We start from the raw sequence: 22,409 nt of genomic DNA on the forward strand, positions 1-22,409 counted from the left end.
CCCATGCCACTAGTCACTTGGCATAAGCTGCTTCTCCTTTTTAAATTTACGCTTTCAAGTTCTCTAAAAAGCAAGCCAATTTGACCGCTACTTTTTTCTTCCATTCATAAACCGTCTTGCGACTAACCCCTTGTTTTTGAGCAATCTCCGTCACTGACATTCGATTGACGACTGCATCCACTAAATAAGCTTGTTCCGTCGCTGTTAACAACGGCAACATGTTTTTCAGTAAATCCATTTCTTGATAGTTCTGCTCAATAGACACCTGAGTATCTGGCTGATTCCCTTCTAAATCTTCTGGCCAAGCCATCTCACTTTCCCATTGACGCTTTTGTTTCCGCATCAAGTCAATCATGTGCCAATACACTTTTTGATACGCATATCCGCCAAATTGCTTCGCACATTCCTCTTGCTCCAAGTCTTTGGGATAATTTTCATAAGCTTCTACTAACTTCAATAGACCTTGCTGCACAAAGTCATCGTAATCGGCATGCATATGCCACACACCCAATCGTCTCAATGCTCCATGAACCATCCCCGAATACTGATCAAAAAAATCCCGTTCATTCTCTTCCGCTAATTTTCTCAACATCTCTGTCATATCCTTCAAGTGGTGTTACAAGGCCTTGTACACTTGTAGAATACCGCTCTGATGACAATCCGACAAAGAAGCAAAGACACTAAAAAAGCCGCCAAAGATCCCTGTTACAAAAAGTTTAGCGGCAAAACAGCTTAAATGATTAATTTACACGAACCTATTCAAACCAGCACTTCTTCTCTTCAAATAGACAAATGAAATCCAAGATCCCTTATCTAGAAATCAGGAACAGCACAATAGTGCCATTTTGTCCGTCAATGGATTAAACTCCATCGTTTTCAGACCAAACTTGAAATAAGCTATAACTTCAGCTGTTTTCGATACATCTTTGGATAACCAAAAAACTACCGATTTATTCATGCAGCTAGTAAATCCTTCCTGATACAGAAAGAATCCATTTAACTTTACAACCATAAAATGGTACAGTTAACTCAACTATCAAAAAAGAAAGAGGTGCTTTTTTTGTTGGATAAATCAATCCCTTATGCAGAAATTTGGATGTCTCGAGAGCGCGAGCTTCCAGTGAAGGAACAAGCTTTACCTGAAGGATTTCAATTTACATTTTACCAGGAAGGCGATGAACGTGAATGGGCTGCTATTGAAACGGCTGTCGCAGAATTTGAGGATGAAACACAAGCATTGGATTATTTTGAAAGGTCGTTTGCTCCTTACACAGAAGAGTTGAAACAGCGCATGCTATTTATCACAGATCCGTCAGGAGAAAAAGTCGGAACGGCTTCAGCATGGTGGAAAGAAACACCCAACGGTAATCGTTACCCGCTTGTCCATTGGGTTGCAGTAAAACCAGGCTATCAAGGAAAAGGACTAGCTAAGGCTATGATGACTCGCACACTTAAGACACTGCAAACTCTGGAGGACACCTCTCCTATTTATCTCCATACTCAAACTTGGAGCCACGTAGCCATTCGCTTGTACCAAAAGTTAGGGTTTGAGATCACAGATAAGAAATTAGATGGAAGTCCTAATTTAGAATATAAAAAAGCTATGGATATCCTAGCTGGTTTGGAGAATTCAAAAAAGGATTAAATCGTTCAATCGATTTAATCCTTTTATTCAATTTGTCCGCGAAGCTGAAACAATACGATAAAAGTAAAACAGGAGACTGTTTTGTGAGACAAAAAGTTATTTTCTTCAAACTTATTGCTGGATTGTTTCAACTTAGATAGAACATATTCATATGACGTACAAATTCTCCCCATTCGAGATTTGTTTCTTTTTCATGTTTTGTTAAGTAATATTGATATTTATACAAAAAACGAAGCGCTTTATTATCTCCTAGTCCTTTTGTATAAAGATAGTATATAAGTTCATACATTTGAATAGCTTGTACATTATCCAGTCCAGTTGACCATTCTTCAGCCTTTTCTACAAGTTGGATAGCATTATAATCATGAGCTGCAAAATAAAGTAATCCTTTAGCTGCTATATAGGCAAGCGACTTTACTTCTCCACGATCATCTTTATTATCAATTACCGGGTCATAATTAGTAAGTTTATAAACTCTGGATTCAATTAACTTTCTTACGCCTTCTTCTACTGAAGTAAGGTCAGAGTCTTTATGAAGAATAATCTTGGCTGGTTTTTCTCCTAGTAAGTCTTTTACGTAGTTTTGAACAGAAGATTGGAGTAATTCTTCATAAACAGCTTCATGAATAGCTAAGTTTGGAAAAGCTGAGAAAATAGGATCTAGCCATACTTCTTTAAATTGAGAAAAACTAAATCCACGGTTAGCATGTTTGCGGTAGGGCGGAATTAAAAAATTAGCATCTAAAGTAATCATCTGATTAGGATCTTCAAAAATGCTAATAAGTGCGGGATTAGGCTTTTGGATATTAATCTTCATCATTATCCTTCACAGCAAAAAAAGCATTAAGCTCGTCTATATCTTCATCGGATATAGTGGTGCCGTAGCCAAATTCCTCTGGTTTTTTATTGAAAAGGCTTAGTGTATCAGCAAACTTTTCTTCATCAATAAGATTGTCTTCAAAGTTACGTAAAATAATTTCAATATTCTGAGCTGAGGTACCCGTATTTTTTGTGATGGTATTTAATTTGTTAAAAATTTCCTTATTGATAGCTAACCCGGTTTTAAAATACTCACTGTTTGCGGCTCTTTCATCAATAGCATAGAGTTGTTTACTTTGTCTTTGCGTGATAGCTTTTATTTCACTTAATCTTTTGATAAGAGAGTGGTAAGGAAGCCAATAGGTACAGTGCAAACGCGCAATAAAACGAAGAAGAGTTTTATCAGAAATATTTTTTAAAGAAGATACCTTAAATTCTTCAAGTACAATCCCTTTTAAATTTTCTTCTGACAATAAAAATTCTGCGGCAAAACGATTCGCTTTTGCTTCGTTTGCGTTACTTTCTTTGTCATCTAATCGACTAAGATGAGACCCCGTCTTTGTATAATAATGATACAACTCATGAGCAATGGCAAAGATTTGTTTGTCGTAATAATCAGCAGTATTTACCCCTATAAAAACAAGCTCTTTTCCACCTTCTTCTGAATACATAATGGCTGCTGAAAAAGCGGGCTTCCCTTTTTCAGATTCGATAGGGTATTCGAGCAACATAATGTCTAGCTGATCCAATATTGTAAAAATGTCATTTGCAATGGGAGCTTCCCCAACAAATCCAAGAGACTGACGACGCTCTCTAGCAAGTTTACGAATTTCCTCTAACTGTAGTTCATTAAGCTTAGTAGGTTCATTCATTCTCAATCTTTCTCCTTAGCAGCGTTTGTTGTCTCAGAGAGATCATCATTTTAAAGAGTTGTTCTACTCCTTCTTTTTCATTATCGCTTAGCGCTTCGCTTCTTAGTGCGACAAAAGAATTTCCCTTTTCTTTTTCAATAAATACATCCGCAATATCAAATTCAAGTATGTCCGCTAATTTTTCTAATTGCGTAACAGATGGAATAAAGTCTTCCCTTTCAATACGACTTATCATAATCCTATTGATACCAGTTAACTCCCCTAGATTTTCCTGAGTAAAATTTTTCTCTTTTCTTTTATTTGTTACTATAGTTGCTAATTTATCTATAGACAGCTTTTTCATCATAAAACCTCCTAGACAGAATAGTAAATCTATCTTCACCTATACGATACTACTAATGACAAAAATAATCAATAATCATAGAAATGTTATTTTTAATTTCACAAATTCATAAACTATGATGCTTAAAATTACATATTCATTAATTATTCTGTATCTTGGCTAAAAATTTCTTAAAGAATATGAAGTAAATGCAAGGATTTAGTTTATTGTTGTTTAATTAACACTCCTTATTCCATCCATTTTTAATGTAATTACGATATTTCTAAGATACTTGTTACTTTGATTTCAAGAATCTTCAGTTCTTACACTATAAAGTGTCGTTTCTATCTAAGGCATATCGCAGATGCTTCAGCATGGTGGAAAGAAACACCCAACGGTAATCGTTACCCGCTTGTTCATTGGGTAGCAGTAAAACCGGGTTACCAAGGAAAAGGTCTCGCAAAAGCTATGATGACTCGCACACTTAAGACATTGCAAACTCTGGAAGACACGTCTCCTGTTTACTTGCATACTCAAACTTGGAGCCATGCAGCTATTGGATTGTATCAAAAGTTGGGATTTGAGATTACAGATAAAAATTTAGATGGAAGACCTAATCCAGAATACAAAAAAGTGATGGATATTCTAGCTGGTTTGGAGATTTAAAAACGTTTATATGTGATTGAGCATTAAATAAAAGCTCTTCATTCTCCTAACAGTTTATCAAAGGAAAAAATATCGGGAACGATTTATGCAACAATCCCTAATTCAGCAGCCGCAGCTTTTTCGATAAAAGTTACGGCTCTTTCTTTTTCCATAAAATCAAATCCTTTTGTTTACTCACCTTATTTTACCAAACCCCAATAGTAATTTATAACTTTCCCCTTCTGCTTTCAGTTGCATCTTAAACATCGTATAATAATCTTAAAAGAAACTTTATTCCGGTTGGCTGCTTTTTCAATGAGATGATTCAAAAGGAAGGACTACATAAACATATGGCACAAGCGATTTTTTTAGAAAAAGGCTTTTATATTGAAAACCCAACAAAAGAATTTGAACGGGCATTACAAAAAGCTCCATTTAGCACTCTATATGAACAAGGGTTTTCTTCAGAGACAGTAGAAACGGATGTCTCGATTGCCTATCTATTCAATGTAGCGCAAGAGTTTGTCTCCGTATTAAAAAATGACGGAGAAATCGAAGTCACTCGCATCTTCCAAGCCCCTTCAGAAACGATTTATCAAAGTCTTATGAATAAGGCACCTTTTGCCATCGGCCATGAATTTATTACTGTTCAATGGCTGAAAAACGTTCACCAAGAATTGGCAATGATTTTTAATGAGGAAATGAGCCGTTTTCAAGGCAGTGTCTCTGAATATATTCAATCAAAAAACAAATCTTTAATTGTTGCGGGCAGGGTTTACTTTCATTTGGTTGAAAGCAAACAAGACGGCTTTCCTTTCGCTTTTTTAGCTACCTATGCGACTAAGAATCAAGACAGAGTCAGTCATATGCCTCTAAAAAATGCACTTACAGAATTCAATGAGTCTTCTGAGATGCTCTCTTTACTGTCCGCTGTTGGACGAGTTGCTGATAAATCTGCTTTCATCTCTCAATTGGTTGAATCAGGGGAATTATTTTCACCTTTACGATTCAATGAAGACGAGGCCTATCAATTTTTAAAAGAAACAGCTCTTTATGAAGAACAAGGAGTCATTTGCCGTATTCCTGATTTTTGGAAAAAAGAACGCAAGACGACCATCAAAGTAACCATTGGCGATACAAAACCAAGCAGAGTTGGAATGGATGCTCTTTTAGCTGGCAGACCAGAAATCTATTTAGGCGAAGACCGCTATTCAAGAGCAGAAATTGAGGCTTTATTACAGCAAAATGAAGGATTGGCTTTCTTGAAAGGCAAATGGGTGGAAATCAATCACCAAAAACTGCAGCAGTTATTAACGACTTACGATACGAAAGAAAACAGCGAATGGACTCTTTTTGATGCTTTGCGGCAGCAGCAAATTTCTGAGGAAGAAGAACAGTCTTTGATCGAAACAACAAATGGTCAATGGCTGCAAACTGTTTTTCAACAGATGACCACACCCACTCAAATCCAACAAGAGCAACCTGCAAAATCTTTTCAAGCTGACCTGCGCCCTTATCAGTTAGTAGGCTATAACTGGTTAAACTTTATGCAAGAACAGACCTTTGGTGCTTTATTAGCGGATGATATGGGTTTAGGAAAAACCGTGCAAATCTTGGCTTTACTCGATTCTCTGCGCCAAGAAAACAAACGTACTCTTTTAGTTATTCCAGCTTCTTTACTCGAAAACTGGAAGAAAGAAGCTGCCCGGTTTGCACCACATTTGCGGATCCAAGTCTTACATGGAAAGAATAACTTCATTCAAGACGCAGAAGCTGATTTGCTTATCACGACGTATGGTATGGTTGCCAGAATAGAGGCTCTTAAAGAAGAGCGGTTTGACCTTTTGATCTTAGACGAAGCGCAAGCCATTAAAAATCCAGGAACCAAACAGACTAAAAGTATCAAAGCCCTGAAGGCCCGCGCAAAAATTGCGATGACCGGGACCCCAATTGAAAACAGGCTATCTGATTTATGGAGTGTTTTTGATTTTTTAAATAGCGGACTGTTGGGTTCAAAAACGGAATTTGGAAAACAAATCAAAAAAGGCACTGACTATGGAGCTTTACGTCAAATGATCTCGCCTTTTATACTCAGACGGTTGAAAACCGATCACCGCATTATTTCTGATCTGCCGGAAAAAAACGAATAGAAAGAATACGTTTCCCTTTCCAAAAAACAGATTGCGTTGTATAAAGGTCTTCAACGAGATATTGAAAAATCACTGGAAGCCACTGACGGCATTCAACGAAAAGGTTTAGTGTTAGCGGCGATTTCTAAATTCAAGCAAATTTGCAACCATCCTGACCAGTATTTAGGCAATCAAGAATTCAAACCTAAACTCAGCGGAAAATTTGAAGCGTTGCGAGACATTTGCGAAACGATTCGTGACAAGCACGAACAAGTTTTAATCTTCACGCAATTTAAAGAAATGTGCGAGCCTCTCAATGTCTTTTTAGCAGAAGTTTTTGGTCAGTCTGGATTGGTCTTACATGGCGGCGTTCCCGTAAAAAAACGCGGAGAGCTGGTTGAACAATTTAACGTTCCTGATACGTACACACCGTATATGGTCCTTTCCATAAAATCCGGTGGTGTGGGTCTGAATTTAACGGCTGCAAATCACGTGATCCACTTTGACCGATGGTGGAATCCAGCCATTAAAAACCAAGCTACTGACCGAGCATTTCGAATTGGACAAGAAAAAAATGTCTTTGTGTATAAATTTGTGACCAGCGGAACGATCGAAGAAAAAATCGATGAACTGTTGGCTGAAAAAACACAACTCTCCAATGATTTGATCACTGAAACAAGCGGTGAGAATTGGTTGACAGAAATGAGCAACGATGACTTAAGGAATCTCTTTACATTGGAGGTGGATAACGGATGACGAGTTATGATTTTTACAGCTATGAAAGTATGGCTGAAAAAAAGCAAAAAGCTGCACGAAAACTGACAACCTATCAAAAAAAACATCCTGGTGCTCAACCTATCCTGATCAAAGGCACCAAAATCGCTGCTTCCTTTTGGGGAAAAGCGTGGTGCGATCATTTAAAACACTATGCCGATTATGATAACCGCATCGACCGCGGGCGTTCTTACATCAAAAACGGCTTTGTCTTTGACTTGACGATTGAAAAAGGAACGGTCAAAGGAATCGTCAGCGGCAGCGGTTCAAAATTGTATCAAGTAGACATTGCAATCGATCCTATTACTGATAAACGATTGATTCAACAAATCGGCGGGCATATCGAAAGTTTAGAGGCTCTAGCAAATGGCCAATTTCCAAAAACACTCGCTGAAACTTTTTTGACCAGCGAGAACGGTTTGTTTCCTAATCTAAATGAAATCGATCTCTCTTGTGATTGTCCGGATTGGGCACATATGTGCAAACATATTTCTGCAGTCCTTTACGCTGTAGGCGCTAAATTGGATTTGGACCCGCTGCTTTTATTCGAATTACGGGGAATCGATACGACCGCTTTAATCAAAAAATCCGTTGAAGAAAAAATGACGACATTATTAGAAAATGCGCATACTGCAACATCCAGTCGAATTATTGAAGACGATTCAATTATTGATCTTTTTGATTTGTAGAGATTGTCTCAGTAAGATGCACCCTATCAAATGCTGCTTTTGATAAGGTGGTGTCAAGCAAGTTTAAACACGTCCTACGAAAAAAGAGCGATGACGAATATTCTCCACTAGTTCACCACTATCGGGTCTTCCAATTAGGGTGTGTCTTAAAACTACTTTGACAAGAAATAAAAAATTTTGGTTCCTCATCGTAACGTTGGCTGAAAGTCGAAGTTGTCTAGTTATTTATTCTAGAGCAACAGCGGCTTATTAATACAACGGCTTCAAAAAAACTCCCTTTCTTCATCACCAGCTGATTCACCTTGATGTTCAATCGCTATTCTTCATCACCAGTTGATTCACCTTGATGCTCAAACGCTATTCTTCATCACCGCGAGTTTCCCCTTGATGTTCAAACGGCTTTCTTCATCACCAGCTGATTCACCTTGATGTTCAATCGGCTTTCTTCATCACCAGATGGTTCACCTTGATGCTCAAACGGCTTTCTTCATCACCAGCTGATTCACCTTGATGTTCAATCGGCTTTCTTCATCACCAGATGGTTCACCTTGATGTTCAATCGGCTTTCTTCATCACCAGCTGGTTCACCTTGATGTTCAAACAGCTTTCTTCATCACCAGCTGATTCATCTTGATGTTCAAACGGCTTTCTTCATCACCAGCTGATTCACCTTGATGTTCAAACGCTATTCTTCATCACCGCGAGTTTCTCCTTGATGTTCAATCGGCTTTCTTCATCACCAACTGGTTCACCTTGATGTTCAATCGCTATTCTTCATCACCAGCTGATTCACCTTGATGCTCAAACGGCTTTCTTCATCACCAGCTGGTTCACCTTGATGTTCAAACAGCTTTCTTCATCACCAGATGGTTCACCTTGATGCTCAAACGGCTTTCTTCATCACCAGATGGTTCACCTTGATGTTCAATCGGCTTTCTTCATCACCGCGAATTTCCCCTTGATGTTCAAACAGCTTTCTTCATCACCAGCTGATTCATCTTGATGTTCAATCGGCTTTCTTCATCACCAGCTGGTTCACCTTGATGTTCAAACGCTATTCTTCATCACCGCGAGTTTCCCCTTGATGTTCAATCGGCTTTCTTCATCACCCATGTCAAATAATACCTAACCATAGTTTTAAGACACACCCTAATCTGATAGCAGCCAATCTGCAATGTAGGTAATTGGAATGCCGACTATTTGTTCTACATCATGATACCTGCCTGTGACGACTATTTTTTTATAATTATCTTTTATGTTCAATAAGTTGTCTGTTTCATGTGTGTTATTGGGTAGTTCGTATGCTACTTGAACATACAGAGTTTCGTCTAACTTTCGTGCCACAAAGTCTATTTCTTTACTATCCAGTCTGCCAACATCAACTGTATAACCTCTTCGCAGTAATTCTATATAGACAATATTTTCTAATCGATTACTATAATTGCCATCTTTTCTGCCAATTGCATTTCTTCGTAACCCAGCATCTACAATAAAATACTTGCCATTGGTTCTAAGATATTCTCGTCCTCGTATGTCATATTGCTTCGCTCGATAAAATAGATAGCCGTTCTCAAGTAAGTCTAAATAACGACTTACAGTATGTGTCGTTGTTTCAACACCCTCATTTTTTAAAGTGTTCACAATTTTTGAGGCATTGACTAATTGACCAACATTATCTGCCAAAAAGCTGATAATGGATTTCAAGGCTGTAGGATCTTTCACACCCGACCTCAGCGCCACATCATTTAAAACAATGGTATCAAAAATTCCTGACAAAATGGTATCTTTAATAGACTCTTCTGCAATAACAACGCTTGGAAACCCCCCATATTTTTCGTACTCATTATAGGCACTATCTACCTTCCGTGAATCCCTTTCAATTCCTTTTACGCTTAAAAATTCACGAAATGAAAGTGGGTATATTGGAATTTCGATATAACGCCCACTTAAAAGCGTAGCTAACTCACCAGATAACATATTTGCATTTGACCCTGTAATGATAATATCACTATCAAAACTTACTCGAACTCCGTTTACGACACGTTGCCATCCTTTTACGACTTGAATCTCATCCAATAATAAATAGATTTTTTTATTGTCTTTAGGAAGCAGCTTATTTAACTGGTCACGAAACTTTTCTTCCGTTGTAATTGTCTGATATTCAAAGCTTTCAAAATTTATATAGATAATATGATCTTCGGATACTCCCTCCTGCTTTAACTGCTCTTTAAAAAGCATTAAGAGAACTGATTTTCCAGAACGTCGTACTCCTGTAATAACTTTTATAAAATCAGAGTCTTTAAATTGAATCAATTGATTAAGATAATCTGGTCTTTGAAACATTACAACCCCTCCAATAACTAATCTTCTATTTCTATTAAATATTAACATTATTTGAAGTTAACTTCAAATTTTATGTAATTATTGCTAAATGTGAAGTGTGGCTCCAGTGTAAAGGGGTATAAGTGTCTATCAGAAATAGAAACTCCAGTTTTTGCAAAAATAAAAAACTTCTATTTATTCTCACTAGTGTTGCATGAAACATAATGTATTTCATAAAGTTCCTTCCCTTATATTGAACAAGTGTTCGTATTTGTGTATAATAGAAATGTCACAATGGTTAATAGAAGGAGGAAAAAATATGTTAAGTCAAACATTTTATGCAGTCACTCAGCATGAGGGCGTTGTTTCTATAACTTCGTGGGGAAACGATGATAAACCCAACGTGCGGTGTACTTGGAATTCCTATTTACGTATTACAGAGGATGAACGCATTTTAGCTCCTATTGCAGGATTTACAAGTGTCCAAGGTGATGTTGCTAAGAATGACCGCATTATTTTAACATTAGGCAGTCGTGAAGTAGAAGGATTCAACAACTACCAAGGTACCGGCTTCTTAGTAGAAGGTCGAGCACATTTTACAGATTCTGGCGCTGAATTTGAACAAATGAAAGCAGAATTTCCTTTTATGAATAAATTACTTGAAGTAACTGTGGAGTCAGCTAGACAGCTCCTTTAACTTAAATGATTGAATTTTAGTTAGACTATACGTTTCACAAACTAAGAGATTGGTCTATTCCAACCTATATAAGACTCATTCCCGACGTTGATGATCCTATTCATCAATGTCAGGAATGAGTCTTATATTTTGTCCTTATTTCAATACACTTTATGCCGCTTTTACTGTTTCTGTTCGTGCCACAGTTTCTACTTGCTTCCTTCTGCCTTTCAATTTGAACTTCATCAATCTCATCGCGTTGAAGATAACTAATAAAATACTGCCTTCATGAACTAGCATTCCAATCGACATGTTCATCCATTCACTGAAGAAAACGCTCATCAGCAAGACCAACACAACTCCTATGGCAATCACAATATTCTGTTTCATGTTGTTTGCGGTGGCTTTTACTAATCCTAATGCATGAGGCAAGTGGTTGAAATCTGAGTTCATTAAGACGACGTCGGATGTCTCAATGGCTACATCTGTTCCACTTCCCATTGCGATACCGATATCGGCTAATGCTAAAGACGGACTATCGTTGACGCCATCACCAACAAAGGCCACAATTTGTCCTTGTTGTTGCAGTTTTCCGATGTAAGCTGATTTATCTTCCGGCAACATGTGCCCGTATGCTTCGCTCAATCCGAGTTCGCTGGCTACAACATCCACAGTTCCTTGGTTGTCTCCCGAAAGGACGACTAGATTTTTCACGCCTAAGTTTTTCAACTCTTGCAGATTGGCCTGGACGCCCGGACGGACTTGATCGCGAATGCCCATCAGTACTTTTAATTCACCATCGACCGCTGTCAATACTAGAGAATTTCCTTGTTGTTCAAACCGCTGGACATCTTTTTGGGCTTTTTTGTTGAGGGTGACGTTTTCTTTTTCCATCAGTGCCACATTCCCAACAGCCACTCTATGTCCATCTACACTTGCAACGATTCCGCCGCCTTTCACTACTTCTGTTTTTTCAACAGCAGAGATGTTCGTTTCCCCAATTTGTTCTAAGACCGCTTTTGCCAAAGGATGATCCGATTCCCGTTCCACACTGGCTAGGTAGCCTAGCATTTCAGCAGAATCTGTTTCATACAGTTCCGTCTCAGCAACAGTTGGGTTTCCAACAGTCAAGGTACCTGTCTTATCAAATACAATCGTGTCCACTTTGCTGAAGTCTTGGATGACTTCACTGCCTTTTAAAAGTACGCCGTTGCGAGCGCCATTTCCGATACCAGCAACATTTGAAACCGGAACCCCGATAACTAATGCACCTGGGCAGCCTAATACCAATATAGTAATTGCTAACTCAATGTCTTGACTAACCAGCCAAACAACAAGTGCCAGCACCAAGACAGCGGGTGTATAGTATTTAGAAAAGCGGTCAATGAAGCGTTCGGCTTCCGATTTAGAATCTTGAGCTTCTTCTATCAACTCAATAATTTTTCCAAATGTGGTGTCTTCACCGACACGGTCTGCTTGAATTTGAATCGTGCCGTTTTCTAAAATGGTACCCGCAAAAACTTCGGAACCAGCAGCTTTATTGACGGGTACTGATTCGCCGGTAATGCTGGCTTCATTGATATGCCCTGCGCCTGAAATTACGGTACCGTCTACAGGTACTTTTGCGCCGGTTTTAACTAGCAAGGTGTCTCCTTCGTCGACATCCTCCACTTCCACTTCTTCAAAATCCCCATTGTCCATTTGCTTCAAGGCGCTTTCGGGTGCTATTTCCATCAACTCTTTGATAGCGGAGCGCGTTTGCTTCAATGTCCGTTGTTCCAAATAGTGTCCGAATAAGAATAAGAACGTGACAATAGCTGATTCTTCATAGTTTTGAATGAAGAGTGCGCCAATTGCTGCAATACTGACCAGAATATCAATGCTGACGACTTTGACTTTCATAGCTTGTAACGCTTGAATGGCTATTGGTGCGATCCCAAAGATAGATGCGATGATCAAAGACCATTCAAAAAGTGCGGTATTTTCTAATACAAAGTGACTGAAGAATCCTAATGCGATCAACAATCCACTGATAACGGTAATGACATTTTTCTTGCTTAATATATAATGTTGCATGTTTTTTCCCTCCAAATTCAGTAATGATGCTCTTGATACATGTAGTATAAGATAACCGCTTCAGTAACAACTTGACTGCCGTCAAGTTGTGAAAAAAGAATTCATTTTTTATTTTGAATGCAGCTCCCTCTTTACATTGATTACTATAAAGTCTTTCGATTGGATAAAAATTGACTACTGTCAAGTTTGGAAGTTTAACTTTATTTAATCCATCTTTGTTGATATAAACAGCTTCTAAATGAAGGCAATAAAAAAGCAATCCTTAAAAAGATTTCTCTTCTTACAGGATTGCTTGTTTATGAAACACATTTATTGATGGGTTAAGCTGCTTTTACTTTTGTCTTCAACACCGGGTAGCCTACCTCTTCGATCGCTTTTTGAATATCTTCAACCGAAGTGACGGCTGAATCAAAATTGGTTTTGACTTTACTGGAGTTGAACAACACTTTGATACTATCTTTATCCACTCCATTAACTAATTTTAGTGCCCCCTCAATTTTTTGCATACAACTTGGACAAGACAATGTTTCTAATTGCAATGTAGCTTTTTCCATGACTCATTTCTCCTTCGTCTGTTCTTTATTTTGTCGGCAACAATAGGCCTTTTTCTCTTTACAACTATAGTATAGCCCACTTTCGGCAAATGAAACTTGTCGCAGATCAAGTTTTGTGCTTCTTTTTCTGCTCAATTCATCATCTGAACAGTCTTTCTCCGCTCCTTATTGCCATCAGAATAATAAGGAATCGGCGGATAGTCTTGTCTGCGCAGAACCCACACTACGATCGCACTAATAAACAAGACCAGAGACAACGCTTGCGAAACCCGTATCCAATCGCCAATCCATAAACTGTCCGTTCTCATGCCTTCAATGAAGAACCGGCCCGCTGAGTACCACAAAACGTAACTCAAGGCAGCTTCCCCTCGGCGTAACAACTGTTTGCGGTTTCGCAGAGTCACGATTAAAACAAATCCCAACAAACTCCATAAGGACTCATACAAAAAGGTCGGGTGGTAGTAAGTACCGTTGATGTTCATTTGTTCAATGATAAATTCAGGTAAATAAAGTTTTTCCAAGAATTGACGGGTAACTGGTCCACCATGCGCCTCTTGATTCATAAAGTTCCCCCAGCGGCCAATAGATTGTGCTAACAACACATTAGGCGCTAAAATATCTAACATAAGTGCCAAAGAAAGGTCTCTTTTCTTTGCATACCTATATAGCGTGATCCCTCCTGCAATCAATCCCCCATAAATTGCAATGCCGCCATTCCAAATCGCAAAGATTTCACTCGGATTTTGCAGGTAATAATCAAGTTCAAATAACACATAGTAAAACCGAGCACCGATGAGACCAATCGGAATCGCCCATAAGGCCATATCGATGACGGTATCCTCTTCCAGTCCTCTTTTCGTTGCTTCCTTAGTGCTCAACTGGAGAGCCACATATATGGCTGCCGCAATAATCACTCCATACCAGTGGATCACAAATGAACCAATCTCCACTGCGTGGGGGTTCAAAATACCTAATACGTATTCCATTTTATTTGCTCCGTTTCCTCATTTTTTCGCGTAACCTTGACCATGATAGTGATAAACAAGATACCTGCTGAATTCCAGGACAGCCAGCTTAAGAATGAATTTTCCTCTACCTTTTCATTCAGTTGGTAATACGTCACTTTTTCGTTTCCGATGACACCATCTCCTGTCAAAAGCTCCTCTGATTTATCCAATTGAGTGTTGTTTATGTAATACATGACTTGCTCTCTTTCCACAGCTGTACCTGTCTCAACAACGTTAAATCTCCTTATTTCGCCAGTTGTGTTCCCGGCTAAAGGACTGAACAAGAGAATCCCTGCTGTTAATAACGTAGTAGCAACCGTGATCCAAAAATGATGCACTCTAATTCACTCCTTATTTTCCCGATTTGCTTGATAACCTCGCTAGAAAGAAAAGCCACGGCACTGAGTTTTGTCTCATGGTTAATGAAGAGGGACGACAGAACTCAGACATATAGAAGAACGTGTACCCGTTTATTCACTAAATCGGACATACTTTTTCTCAAAAGCCTTCCTTTTAGGGATCATTTCTTGGCTACTCACTGTAAAGCAATAAATCATCTACATCATGAATCTTAATTTTTTTCTCAGGCAGCTGTTGGATCAGTCCCTCATTCTCCAATTCCGCAAATTTACGGCTGATGGTCTCAGGCGTTGTGCCTAAATAGGAAGCGATGTCCTTTTTCGCCATCGGCAGAGTGATGATAGGAGAATTGTTCATTTCAGACTCTATATTTTCGACCAAAAATAAAATCAACCGGGTGACCACATGTTCTACTGCCACTTGAGCGGTTTGCCGTTCTGAATGTTCTAATCGTTGCGACATTTCTGCGAGCAGTTTTAATGAAATTGCCGGGTACTCTTCTAAAAACCCCTGTATATCTTTTTGTTGGATCATGCAAACAGAGGTATCTCGAGTAGCCTCTGCGTATTCCTCATGCAAAGCATAAGGATTGAATAAAGTCCATTCTCCAGTAAAGTCACCCGGATTCAGAATGCGAATCAGCTGTTCTTTGCCAGAGTCGGACAAGCGATAGATACGAACTTTCCCCCGATTCACAATATACAAAGCACCCTCTCTTTCTTGTGAACGAAATAGAAATTCGCCTTTTCGATAATGATTCGTGCGGGCTTTTTCAGCAATACGATCCATCGAGCTGTCTTCCAAGCGGATGCAAGCTGAGTGGTCTCCTGGTGCATGTGGTTTGTTGTGTTGAGTCAACTCATTCTTCCCCTTTATCTGTTTCATTTTCGTTTTTCATCATTCCTGTATGTAGTATATAAGGTCTGCACTACAAAAAAAATGACGCTCACCAAAAAAACTATTTTAACGGCAAAAAATTGGAGCTGGAAAGAATCCCAACCCCAAATCTTTTATTTTTTAATATGTGCTTATAAAAGACCTACTCTTCGTCTTCATCAAAAGCATCATCGTCTTCCAAAGCTTCTTTGCCAATGAACGCTTGCAGCATCCAAATATTTTTATCTAAATCATTTTTAAAAGCAATCAAGGTATCTTCTAAAGCATCATCGCCCTCATCTTGTGCTAAACGGATAGCGCGAACGGTTAGTTCACGGGTGCTTCTGAAATCGTCGACAATATTTTCAACCATTTCTTCTGCTTCAGCGTATTTATTGACCGCATCTTCTGAAAGCATGGAGTATTTTTCAAATTCAGCCGTTGTGGAAGCAGGTTTGTGACCGGAAGTAATCAGACGCTCCGCAAGTTTATCGAACCATTCTTCGTTTTGGTTATACAGTTCTTCAAATTTTTCATGTAACGTAAAGAAGTTTGGACCTTTTAGGTACCAGTGGTATTGATGTAACTTCACATGTAACGTATGCATATTTCCTATAAGGTGATCCCCGATAGCCGCTGCGTTGATTTTTGTATGGTGGACATGTTCCTTGTGTTCTTGTTCGGCTTGCAACCTTTCTTGGGCTGTTTTTTCTTGAGTCGGTTTATTTTCAGTCATGATTCATTCCTCCTATTTTTTGTTTAAAATGAATTTTTTGTTTCCTACAGCTTCGATCGACGCCTCCTTTTTCTTTGTTGAACTTAGTATAGGACAGAATTTCAGCAAAAAAATTGACGCCCATCAAGAAAAAAATCTTTTCTTTTGATGTAGCATTTGAGATCACAGATAAGAATTTAGAGGGAAGCCCAAATGAATATTGCATTTAAATAGAGCCACCTGTGCGGAAAAGTGAGCCAGTGGTTGCGGGGAATAGAGCCAGCTATTGCGGGTATGAGAACCACCCAAACTATATAGTTAAATAAAAAAAGAAACCTTCTGTATAATAATATTGCATGCCTAAAAGCATGACACTATATACAGGAGGTTTTTTTATGATCCAATACCGTAAGATTCTGGAGTTACATTTCAATAATGTCTCCCAACGCACCATTAGTACGAGCGTTGGAAGTTCATCTGTACGGTTATTGAAGTCAGTACTAATTAACTGTTTTGAAATACCAGAATACACAACTACCGCTTCAAATTCTGGCATGTCTGCTCCTTTTTGAATCAACTCATAGTCATTTGTTTTACAGTCCATTACCATCAAGTAATTATCCATACTCAAAATATTGGCAGATTGGTCTAAGATACCATTTTTCAAACCAATGAATTGAGTTTCTACCCAATGACTGTATTTAATCAAGTCTAACTTAGAGACTTCAATGCCATTTACATCGCATAAAGCCATCAAATAAGCAGTAGTTACTGCCGCTGAAGAACTTAGTCCACCAATTGGCAACTTACCGCTCACAATGGCGTTTAAGCCTTTCTTCAAGACATAGTCCTCTTTTAAAGCTAATACTGCACCACGAATGTAATTTCTCCAGAAACCAGGTAAGTATTCTGAATCATGATCAATATGAAAATATTCTTTATCTGGAAAATCTTGACTTTCAACTCGAACATAACCGTCATCTGTAGGAGAATACACCATATCCACACTTGCATCTATTGTCATCCCCGTCACACGACCGAGCTGGTGATCAGAGTGCGCTCCTATAGGACAAATTCTTAAAGGTGAACGTACTGCACGAATATCAGTTTTTCCATAAGTTCCTTGAAATTTTTCAATTAATTCTTTCAAGTTTATACCTCCATGCATATAATTTACTTTTTATTATAATATTCCACATACCAATCAGTGAATTTCTGAAGACCTTCTTGAATAGTCGTCTCAGGTTTAAAGCCTATTTCCTTTTGTAACTTATCCGTAGAAGCATAAGTAGCAGGAACGTCACCGGGCTTTATGGGTTCGTAAATCTTTTCAAATTCTACTTTCCGTCCTAAAGAATTACTCAAGGCTTGTTCTAAGCTATTAATAAATACCATCAATTTTTCAGGATTATTATTTCCAATATTAAACACACTATGCGGTGTTTGATCTGATGTCTTTACCGGAGGATGATTTAATAATCTACTGATTCCAGTGACAATATCATCAATATATGTGAAATCACGATATAAGTCATTGTCGAAATCACCATTGTTAAAAATATGAATAGGTTCACTATTAAAGAACTTATTTGTAAATCCAAAATATGCCATATCAGGTCTTCCCATAGGGCCATATACAGTAAAGAAGCGTAAACCCGTTGTTGGTATATTATATAAATGGCTATACGTGTGTGCCATTAATTCATTAGATTTTTTAGTTGCAGCATATAATGATACTGGATTATCCACAAAGTCTGTTTCTTCAAATGGGACCTTCTTATTAGAACCATATACTGAACTTGAGGAAGCATACAATAAGTGTTCTATCGAGTGATGACGACAGGCTTCCAAAATATTGTAAAATCCGATAACATTACTTTGAATGTATACATCAGGGTTTTCAATAGAATAACGAACCCCTGCTTGAGCCGCTAAGTTAATAACCAAACTAGGATTGTATTCTTGAAAGACGCCTTCTATTTTTTCTTTATTTGAAATATCCATTTCGATAAAAGTAAACAAAGCTTCATTCTTAATCTTACTTAATCGATTGTTCTTTAAGTTTATATCATAATAATCATTAAGGTTATCAATCCCAATAACCTCGTGACCTTCTTTAATTAATTGTTCAGATAAATGATATCCAATAAAGCCAGCTGCTCCTGTTACTAATATTCTTTTTATATTCATTTTTATTCTCCCAACTAGATTTATTTCCCTTAATTAAATAACGATGTTTTTTTGTGTTACCTTTAAAATTCGATAATATTTCTTCCTAAATTGGAATGTTAAAATATGTATTATTCACAATGCAATTCTGTTTTTAGCAAAAAGAAGGTCAGGCCACCGAATACCCCTACTCTTTTGTCGCGGAAAACACTACTGCGTATTATCAGGACAGTATTCCTCTCTATGTCAACCCTATTTTGCTGATAGGAGACCGGCTTCAAGAAACACTGGATATGAGTTTTGAATATCCCTTTCTTTTCCGACCAGTGACCCCTTCTAGCTCATGGATCTCACCGACCAAAAAGACAGACCATTTAATTCATTGATGTTTCAATTGACCGGATTTCCCATACAACCATCCCTCCCACGCGAGTAAAATTACCTAAGGATAAACCGAGTGTGGAAGGAAATGTCGACTTTGTTTCTCAGCAGTTCATTGTACCCTTTAGGTACTACCCGTGTTTCACATCGGTTTGATTTAAATGCAAAAAATCTGGAAAAGTCGATAATTTGAATAATACACCTTTCCAAATACTCTCTGAATCAATAATTAGAAAACTCCGAACCATTTTCAAAGATGTTTTTTTATTGGTCGGGCTAGCATTGGATGACAGACTCCAATTCTTTCCAGACCGCTTGACTCTGGGTATTCCTTATTTTAAGGGCCAAGTTCGTGGGGAGTTCTTGTTCTCACAATGTCAGTTCCAAAGTTTCTTCTTTAGTTTTCTTCCGTTTGTCCCCATATCAGCTTCCTAGTACCTCAAGATGTTGTCCCCAAAAACCTTATTGGAACGCCTTGAAATGCTGACTTTAAATATAGCAAGTTTTTTTGCTCAATATATTTCCAACATTATTTTACATAGAGCCGAAAAATCTCTTCACATCAAAAATAAAAATGAGTGACCTTTTTGTTTTTCTGATGCCTACTTTAATTCTTTCTTAGTTCACGTATTTTTTCCTCTACTTCAGTTCTAATTCGCGTAATAAGACTTCTCGATAGTGGATTTCTTTTTGGATCGATATAACTACCTCTTAAATATCCACCTCTGTCACGTCTAATTTGTCCCTCAAATCCTCGTTTTTGTTCCGCATCATAGCCACTAATCCCAATAAGATACTCTCCTTCTCTATCTGGATTTGATACTATGTTTGTAATATCAAACTGATGACTATACATTTGTTTCTTCCTTTCTGTCAAGAAATAATTTTAGTAGATTTTGTAATGAAGTTAGTCACCGACAACAAAAACCGCTACGTGATCTCATGTACTTTTGAGGTTTACCACAATACTCAAAAAGAATATGACGCAACCTTATATAATACTGGTTCACGCAATCAAAAATATCTATCTTATGTCGGATTGACTATAAAAACATTCGCCATTCAAAAGTAAACAAAGTGATCCAATGAACATTTGTATGACTACCGTACCATTGCGCTGAATCTAAGCTTGCATATAGCTTTATAGTTACTAGGTAAGCCTAGAGTTGCTGAAGAAAGCATGCAGTGCCATGTTTAGTTGGTGAAATTGAACAGCTGAATTATTAAGATAATAATATTTTTTACATACTTCATTTGTAATTAGCCATTTATATAATTCAAAGCATCTTAATTATCTACCTAATATTCTCAACTTGTTCAAAACCGAGTTCCAAGTATTCTTTATTGATGAATCCCTGAATAAAAAAAAGCAGGAAGCATCCTGCCTTTTTCTTACTGATCGTTTTTAGCATATTTCGCTTCGACTGCTTCTTTTTCAGCTCGCCACCACTCATTGTTTTCAGTGTACCACTTGATTGTATTTACCAATCCTTCACGGAACTTCGTATATTCTGGTGCCCAGTTCAACTCTTCTTGCATTTTGGTGGAGTCGATAGCGTAACGCAAGTCATGTCCAGCACGATCTTTCACGTGATCATAGGCATCCTTGGGCTGATTCATCAATTCCAAAATCAGTTCCAACACTTCTTTGTTGTTCTTTTCTCCATCTGCACCTATCAAATAAGTTTCTCCAATACGGCCTTTAGTCAGGATTGTCCACACTGCTGAAGAATGATCGTTGGTATGGATCCAATCTCGAACATTCTTCCCTTCTCCGTATAGTTTTGGTCGAATACCGGACAAAATATTTGTAATTTGGCGAGGGATGAATTTTTCGATATGTTGATAAGGTCCATAGTTATTTGAACAGTTTGAAAGAGTCGCTTTCAAACCAAACGAGCGTACCCATGCTTTGACCATCAAATCCGAACCAGCTTTTGTTGAAGAATAGGGACTAGATGGATTATATGGTGTTTCAGTTGTGAATCTTTCTCCCGGCCCTTTTCCGTGACCTGGAAGATCTTCCCTCAATGGCAAGTCCCCATAGACTTCATCCGTTGAAACATGATGGTAGCGAACACCGTATTTTCGGCAAGCTTCAATTAAAACATAAGTTCCTATAATGTTTGTCTGCACAAACGGAAACGGATCTTCTAGGGAGTTATCGTTATGAGATTCAGCTGCAAAGTGCACTACAGCATCAGTTTCTTTCACCAACCTGTCTACAAGGTCCGCATCAGTAACGTCCCCGACGACCAATTCGACCTGGCTGTCTGAAAGACCAGCTAAGTTTTCTTTGTTTCCAGCGTATGTCAATTTATCTAGTACTGTTATATGGGTATCTGGCTGGCTAGAGACGATGTAATGGACAAAATTAGATCCGATAAATCCTGCTCCACCAGTGACGAGAATTTTCATTTTATGCAGCCTCCAAATTAATAAACTTTCTACAAAAAAATAAATAGAACTCGAAAAAATATTTATAAACTATTCTTATACTTTTTCAGATAAAAGCGAAAGTATATATTGACCATAATCAGTTTTTTTCAAACTTTTTCCAACTTCTTCGAATTGTTCATCATTAATAAAACCACGTCTCCAAGCGATTTCTTCTAAACAAGCTATATAGAATCCTTGTCTAGATTGGACAGCTTCTACGTATTCTGCTGCGTTTAGTAAACCTTGAGGAGTACCAGTATCTAACCAAGCCATTCCTCGACCAAGTAATTCCACTTTCAAATTACCTTGTTCTAAATAATGATTATTTATCGAGGTGATTTCTATTTCGCCTCTATCGGATGGTTTTACATTTTTAGCAATTTCTACTACATTGTTATCATAAAAATACAGTCCTGGAACAGCAAAATTTGATTTTGGATTTTTAGGTTTTTCTTCAATTGAAATGACATTCTTATTATCATCGAATTCCACTACTCCAAAAGCTTTAGGGTCTTTTACAGGATATCCAAAGATAACTGCTCCTTCCTCAATTTTTTGCGCTCTGTTTAACGTTCGAGTCAAATCCTGGCCATAGAAAACATTATCTCCCAAAATCAAACAGACATTATCTTCTCCAATAAACTCTTCTCCGATTATAAAAGCATCGGCTAAGCCTCTTGGCTCCTCTTGTATTTTATAACTTAATCTTATGCCTAAAGTAGAACCGTCCCCTAATAACTTCTTAAACATCGGCATATCATGCGGAGTAGAAATGATAAGTATTTCATTGATTCCTGCTAACATTAAAACAGATAACGGATAATAAACTAGTGGTTTGTCATAAATTGGTAGCAATTGTTTTGATACTGCTTGAGTAATAGGATACAATCGTGTACCGTTTCCTCCAGCTAAAATAATACCTTTCATGATATATCTCCT

The 22,409-nt window shown here is 37.9% G+C and carries 23 protein-coding genes; 7 read left to right on the forward strand and 16 right to left on the reverse strand.

Annotated features, from left to right (window positions below):
• Positions 1-46: 46 nt before the first annotated feature.
• Positions 47-592, reverse strand: a complete 546-nt coding sequence (locus tag ACEN4L_RS05600) for an RNA polymerase sigma factor (protein ID WP_407096289.1) — start codon at positions 590-592, stop codon at positions 47-49.
• 468 nt (positions 593-1,060) lie between these two features.
• On the opposite strand from ACEN4L_RS05600, the gene ACEN4L_RS05605 reads away from it, so the two are divergent.
• A complete protein-coding gene (locus ACEN4L_RS05605; protein WP_407096288.1) occupies positions 1,061-1,645 on the forward strand; it encodes a GNAT family N-acetyltransferase in 585 nt (194 codons plus the stop codon).
• 127 nt (positions 1,646-1,772) lie between these two features.
• Here the strand turns inward: ACEN4L_RS05605 and ACEN4L_RS05610 are convergent, their stop codons facing one another.
• The 3 genes from ACEN4L_RS05610 to ACEN4L_RS05620 are packed head-to-tail and all read right to left on the reverse strand — an operon-like array spanning position 1,773 to position 3,679.
• Positions 1,773-2,462 carry a hypothetical protein gene (locus tag ACEN4L_RS05610; protein ID WP_407096287.1) on the reverse strand — a complete coding sequence of 230 codons (690 nt, stop codon included), beginning with the start codon at positions 2,460-2,462 and terminating at the stop codon, positions 1,773-1,775.
• Positions 2,452-3,336, reverse strand: coding sequence for an ImmA/IrrE family metallo-endopeptidase (locus tag ACEN4L_RS05615; RefSeq protein ID WP_407096286.1), 885 nt, complete (start codon positions 3,334-3,336; stop codon positions 2,452-2,454). The genes ACEN4L_RS05610 and ACEN4L_RS05615 overlap by 11 nt, the downstream gene beginning before the upstream one ends.
• Positions 3,329-3,679, reverse strand: coding sequence for a helix-turn-helix transcriptional regulator (locus tag ACEN4L_RS05620; RefSeq protein WP_407096285.1), 351 nt, complete (start codon positions 3,677-3,679; stop codon positions 3,329-3,331). Before ACEN4L_RS05620 ends, ACEN4L_RS05615 begins: the two co-directional genes overlap by 8 nt.
• Before the next feature lie 279 nt (positions 3,680-3,958).
• Between ACEN4L_RS05620 and ACEN4L_RS05625 the strand changes: the two genes are divergently transcribed.
• The 4 genes from ACEN4L_RS05625 (at position 3,959) to ACEN4L_RS05640 (ending at position 7,895) form a co-directional block, all read left to right on the forward strand.
• Positions 3,959-4,324: a GNAT family N-acetyltransferase gene (locus ACEN4L_RS05625; RefSeq protein WP_407096284.1), complete on the forward strand. Its 366-nt coding sequence runs from the start codon at positions 3,959-3,961 to the stop codon at positions 4,322-4,324.
• A 329-nt stretch (positions 4,325-4,653) separates the two neighbouring features.
• Positions 4,654-6,453: a DEAD/DEAH box helicase gene (locus tag ACEN4L_RS05630; protein WP_407096283.1), complete on the forward strand. Its 1,800-nt coding sequence runs from the start codon at positions 4,654-4,656 to the stop codon at positions 6,451-6,453.
• A gap of 36 nt (positions 6,454-6,489) precedes the next feature.
• On the forward strand, positions 6,490-7,188 hold the full coding sequence (locus ACEN4L_RS05635) for a DEAD/DEAH box helicase (protein WP_407096282.1): 699 nt from the start codon (positions 6,490-6,492) through the stop codon (positions 7,186-7,188).
• Complete coding sequence (locus tag ACEN4L_RS05640) at positions 7,185-7,895, forward strand: SWIM zinc finger family protein (protein ID WP_407096281.1); 711 nt, start codon at positions 7,185-7,187, stop codon at positions 7,893-7,895. The genes ACEN4L_RS05635 and ACEN4L_RS05640 overlap by 4 nt, the downstream gene beginning before the upstream one ends.
• Before the next feature lie 1,149 nt (positions 7,896-9,044).
• Here ACEN4L_RS05640 and ACEN4L_RS05645 read toward each other — a convergent pair.
• Complete coding sequence (locus ACEN4L_RS05645) at positions 9,045-10,238, reverse strand: ATP-binding protein (RefSeq protein ID WP_407096280.1); 1,194 nt, start codon at positions 10,236-10,238, stop codon at positions 9,045-9,047.
• A 298-nt stretch (positions 10,239-10,536) separates the two neighbouring features.
• Here ACEN4L_RS05645 and ACEN4L_RS05650 point away from each other — a divergent pair, with 298 nt between their 5' ends.
• Entirely contained in the window at positions 10,537-10,914 is a 378-nt protein-coding gene (locus ACEN4L_RS05650) for a pyridoxamine 5'-phosphate oxidase family protein (protein WP_407096279.1), read from the forward strand.
• A 150-nt stretch (positions 10,915-11,064) separates the two neighbouring features.
• Here the strand turns inward: ACEN4L_RS05650 and ACEN4L_RS05655 are convergent, their stop codons facing one another.
• The 9 genes from ACEN4L_RS05655 to ACEN4L_RS05695 form a co-directional block, all read right to left on the reverse strand.
• The gene (locus ACEN4L_RS05655) at positions 11,065-12,969 is read right to left on the reverse strand and encodes a heavy metal translocating P-type ATPase (RefSeq protein WP_407096278.1); all 1,905 of its coding nucleotides are present in this window, start codon (positions 12,967-12,969) and stop codon (positions 11,065-11,067) included.
• Between the two features lie 320 nt (positions 12,970-13,289).
• Positions 13,290-13,523 carry a heavy-metal-associated domain-containing protein gene (locus ACEN4L_RS05660; protein WP_188205422.1) on the reverse strand — a complete coding sequence of 78 codons (234 nt, stop codon included), beginning with the start codon at positions 13,521-13,523 and terminating at the stop codon, positions 13,290-13,292.
• 131 nt (positions 13,524-13,654) lie between these two features.
• Positions 13,655-14,509, reverse strand: a complete 855-nt coding sequence (lgt, locus tag ACEN4L_RS05665; RefSeq protein WP_407096277.1) for a prolipoprotein diacylglyceryl transferase — start codon at positions 14,507-14,509, stop codon at positions 13,655-13,657.
• Positions 14,494-14,868 (reverse strand): hypothetical protein, encoded by a 375-nt coding sequence (locus tag ACEN4L_RS05670; RefSeq protein WP_407096276.1) that lies wholly within the window; start codon positions 14,866-14,868, stop codon positions 14,494-14,496. The genes lgt and ACEN4L_RS05670 overlap by 16 nt, the downstream gene beginning before the upstream one ends.
• A 193-nt stretch (positions 14,869-15,061) precedes the next feature.
• Positions 15,062-15,775 (reverse strand): Crp/Fnr family transcriptional regulator, encoded by a 714-nt coding sequence (locus ACEN4L_RS05675; protein WP_407096275.1) that lies wholly within the window; start codon positions 15,773-15,775, stop codon positions 15,062-15,064.
• A gap of 154 nt (positions 15,776-15,929) precedes the next feature.
• The gene (locus ACEN4L_RS05680) at positions 15,930-16,502 is read right to left on the reverse strand and encodes a Dps family protein (RefSeq protein ID WP_407096274.1); all 573 of its coding nucleotides are present in this window, start codon (positions 16,500-16,502) and stop codon (positions 15,930-15,932) included.
• Between the two features lie 289 nt (positions 16,503-16,791).
• On the reverse strand, positions 16,792-17,631 hold the full coding sequence (locus tag ACEN4L_RS05685) for a galactokinase family protein (protein WP_407096273.1): 840 nt from the start codon (positions 17,629-17,631) through the stop codon (positions 16,792-16,794).
• A 23-nt stretch (positions 17,632-17,654) separates the two neighbouring features.
• The gene (locus ACEN4L_RS05690; RefSeq protein WP_407096272.1) at positions 17,655-18,671 is read right to left on the reverse strand and encodes a GDP-mannose 4,6-dehydratase; all 1,017 of its coding nucleotides are present in this window, start codon (positions 18,669-18,671) and stop codon (positions 17,655-17,657) included.
• A gap of 967 nt (positions 18,672-19,638) precedes the next feature.
• Positions 19,639-19,887: a hypothetical protein gene (locus tag ACEN4L_RS05695; RefSeq protein WP_407096271.1), complete on the reverse strand. Its 249-nt coding sequence runs from the start codon at positions 19,885-19,887 to the stop codon at positions 19,639-19,641.
• 45 nt (positions 19,888-19,932) lie between these two features.
• Here ACEN4L_RS05695 and ACEN4L_RS05700 point away from each other — a divergent pair, with 45 nt between their 5' ends.
• Positions 19,933-20,103 (forward strand): hypothetical protein, encoded by a 171-nt coding sequence (locus tag ACEN4L_RS05700; RefSeq protein WP_407096270.1) that lies wholly within the window; start codon positions 19,933-19,935, stop codon positions 20,101-20,103.
• A 320-nt stretch (positions 20,104-20,423) separates the two neighbouring features.
• Here ACEN4L_RS05700 and rfbB read toward each other — a convergent pair whose 3' ends face one another.
• Positions 20,424-21,449: a dTDP-glucose 4,6-dehydratase gene (gene rfbB / locus ACEN4L_RS05705; RefSeq protein ID WP_407096269.1), complete on the reverse strand. Its 1,026-nt coding sequence runs from the start codon at positions 21,447-21,449 to the stop codon at positions 20,424-20,426.
• A gap of 75 nt (positions 21,450-21,524) precedes the next feature.
• Complete coding sequence (gene rfbA, locus ACEN4L_RS05710; RefSeq protein WP_407096268.1) at positions 21,525-22,397, reverse strand: glucose-1-phosphate thymidylyltransferase RfbA; 873 nt, start codon at positions 22,395-22,397, stop codon at positions 21,525-21,527.
• Positions 22,398-22,409: the final 12 nt, after the last annotated feature.

It is taken from the genome of Desemzia sp. FAM 23988 (assembly GCF_045528365.1).
GTDB lineage: Bacteria > Bacillota > Bacilli > Lactobacillales > Carnobacteriaceae > Desemzia.

Coding starts and splice junctions, on each gene's coding strand:
- ACEN4L_RS05615 (WP_407096286.1), bottom strand. CDS start 3,336: ATGAATGAACCTACTAAGCTTAATGAACTACAGTTAGAGGAAATTCGT.
- ACEN4L_RS05680 (WP_407096274.1), bottom strand. CDS start 16,502: ATGACTGAAAATAAACCGACTCAAGAAAAAACAGCCCAAGAAAGGTTG.
- ACEN4L_RS05700 (WP_407096270.1), top strand. CDS start 19,933: ATGAAGTTAGTCACCGACAACAAAAACCGCTACGTGATCTCATGTACT.
- ACEN4L_RS05660 (WP_188205422.1), bottom strand. CDS start 13,523: ATGGAAAAAGCTACATTGCAATTAGAAACATTGTCTTGTCCAAGTTGT.
- ACEN4L_RS05630 (WP_407096283.1), top strand. CDS start 4,654: ATGGCACAAGCGATTTTTTTAGAAAAAGGCTTTTATATTGAAAACCCA.
- ACEN4L_RS05675 (WP_407096275.1), bottom strand. CDS start 15,775: ATGAAACAGATAAAGGGGAAGAATGAGTTGACTCAACACAACAAACCA.
- ACEN4L_RS05600 (WP_407096289.1), bottom strand. CDS start 592: ATGTTGAGAAAATTAGCGGAAGAGAATGAACGGGATTTTTTTGATCAG.
- rfbB (WP_407096269.1), bottom strand. CDS start 21,449: ATGAAAATTCTCGTCACTGGTGGAGCAGGATTTATCGGATCTAATTTT.
- ACEN4L_RS05610 (WP_407096287.1), bottom strand. CDS start 2,462: ATGAAGATTAATATCCAAAAGCCTAATCCCGCACTTATTAGCATTTTT.
- ACEN4L_RS05655 (WP_407096278.1), bottom strand. CDS start 12,969: ATGCAACATTATATATTAAGCAAGAAAAATGTCATTACCGTTATCAGT.
- ACEN4L_RS05695 (WP_407096271.1), bottom strand. CDS start 19,887: ATGTATAGTCATCAGTTTGATATTACAAACATAGTATCAAATCCAGAT.
- ACEN4L_RS05620 (WP_407096285.1), bottom strand. CDS start 3,679: ATGAAAAAGCTGTCTATAGATAAATTAGCAACTATAGTAACAAATAAA.
- ACEN4L_RS05650 (WP_407096279.1), top strand. CDS start 10,537: ATGTTAAGTCAAACATTTTATGCAGTCACTCAGCATGAGGGCGTTGTT.
- ACEN4L_RS05640 (WP_407096281.1), top strand. CDS start 7,185: ATGACGAGTTATGATTTTTACAGCTATGAAAGTATGGCTGAAAAAAAG.
- ACEN4L_RS05690 (WP_407096272.1), bottom strand. CDS start 18,671: ATGAATATAAAAAGAATATTAGTAACAGGAGCAGCTGGCTTTATTGGA.
- ACEN4L_RS05645 (WP_407096280.1), bottom strand. CDS start 10,238: ATGTTTCAAAGACCAGATTATCTTAATCAATTGATTCAATTTAAAGAC.
- lgt (WP_407096277.1), bottom strand. CDS start 14,509: ATGGAATACGTATTAGGTATTTTGAACCCCCACGCAGTGGAGATTGGT.
- rfbA (WP_407096268.1), bottom strand. CDS start 22,397: ATGAAAGGTATTATTTTAGCTGGAGGAAACGGTACACGATTGTATCCT.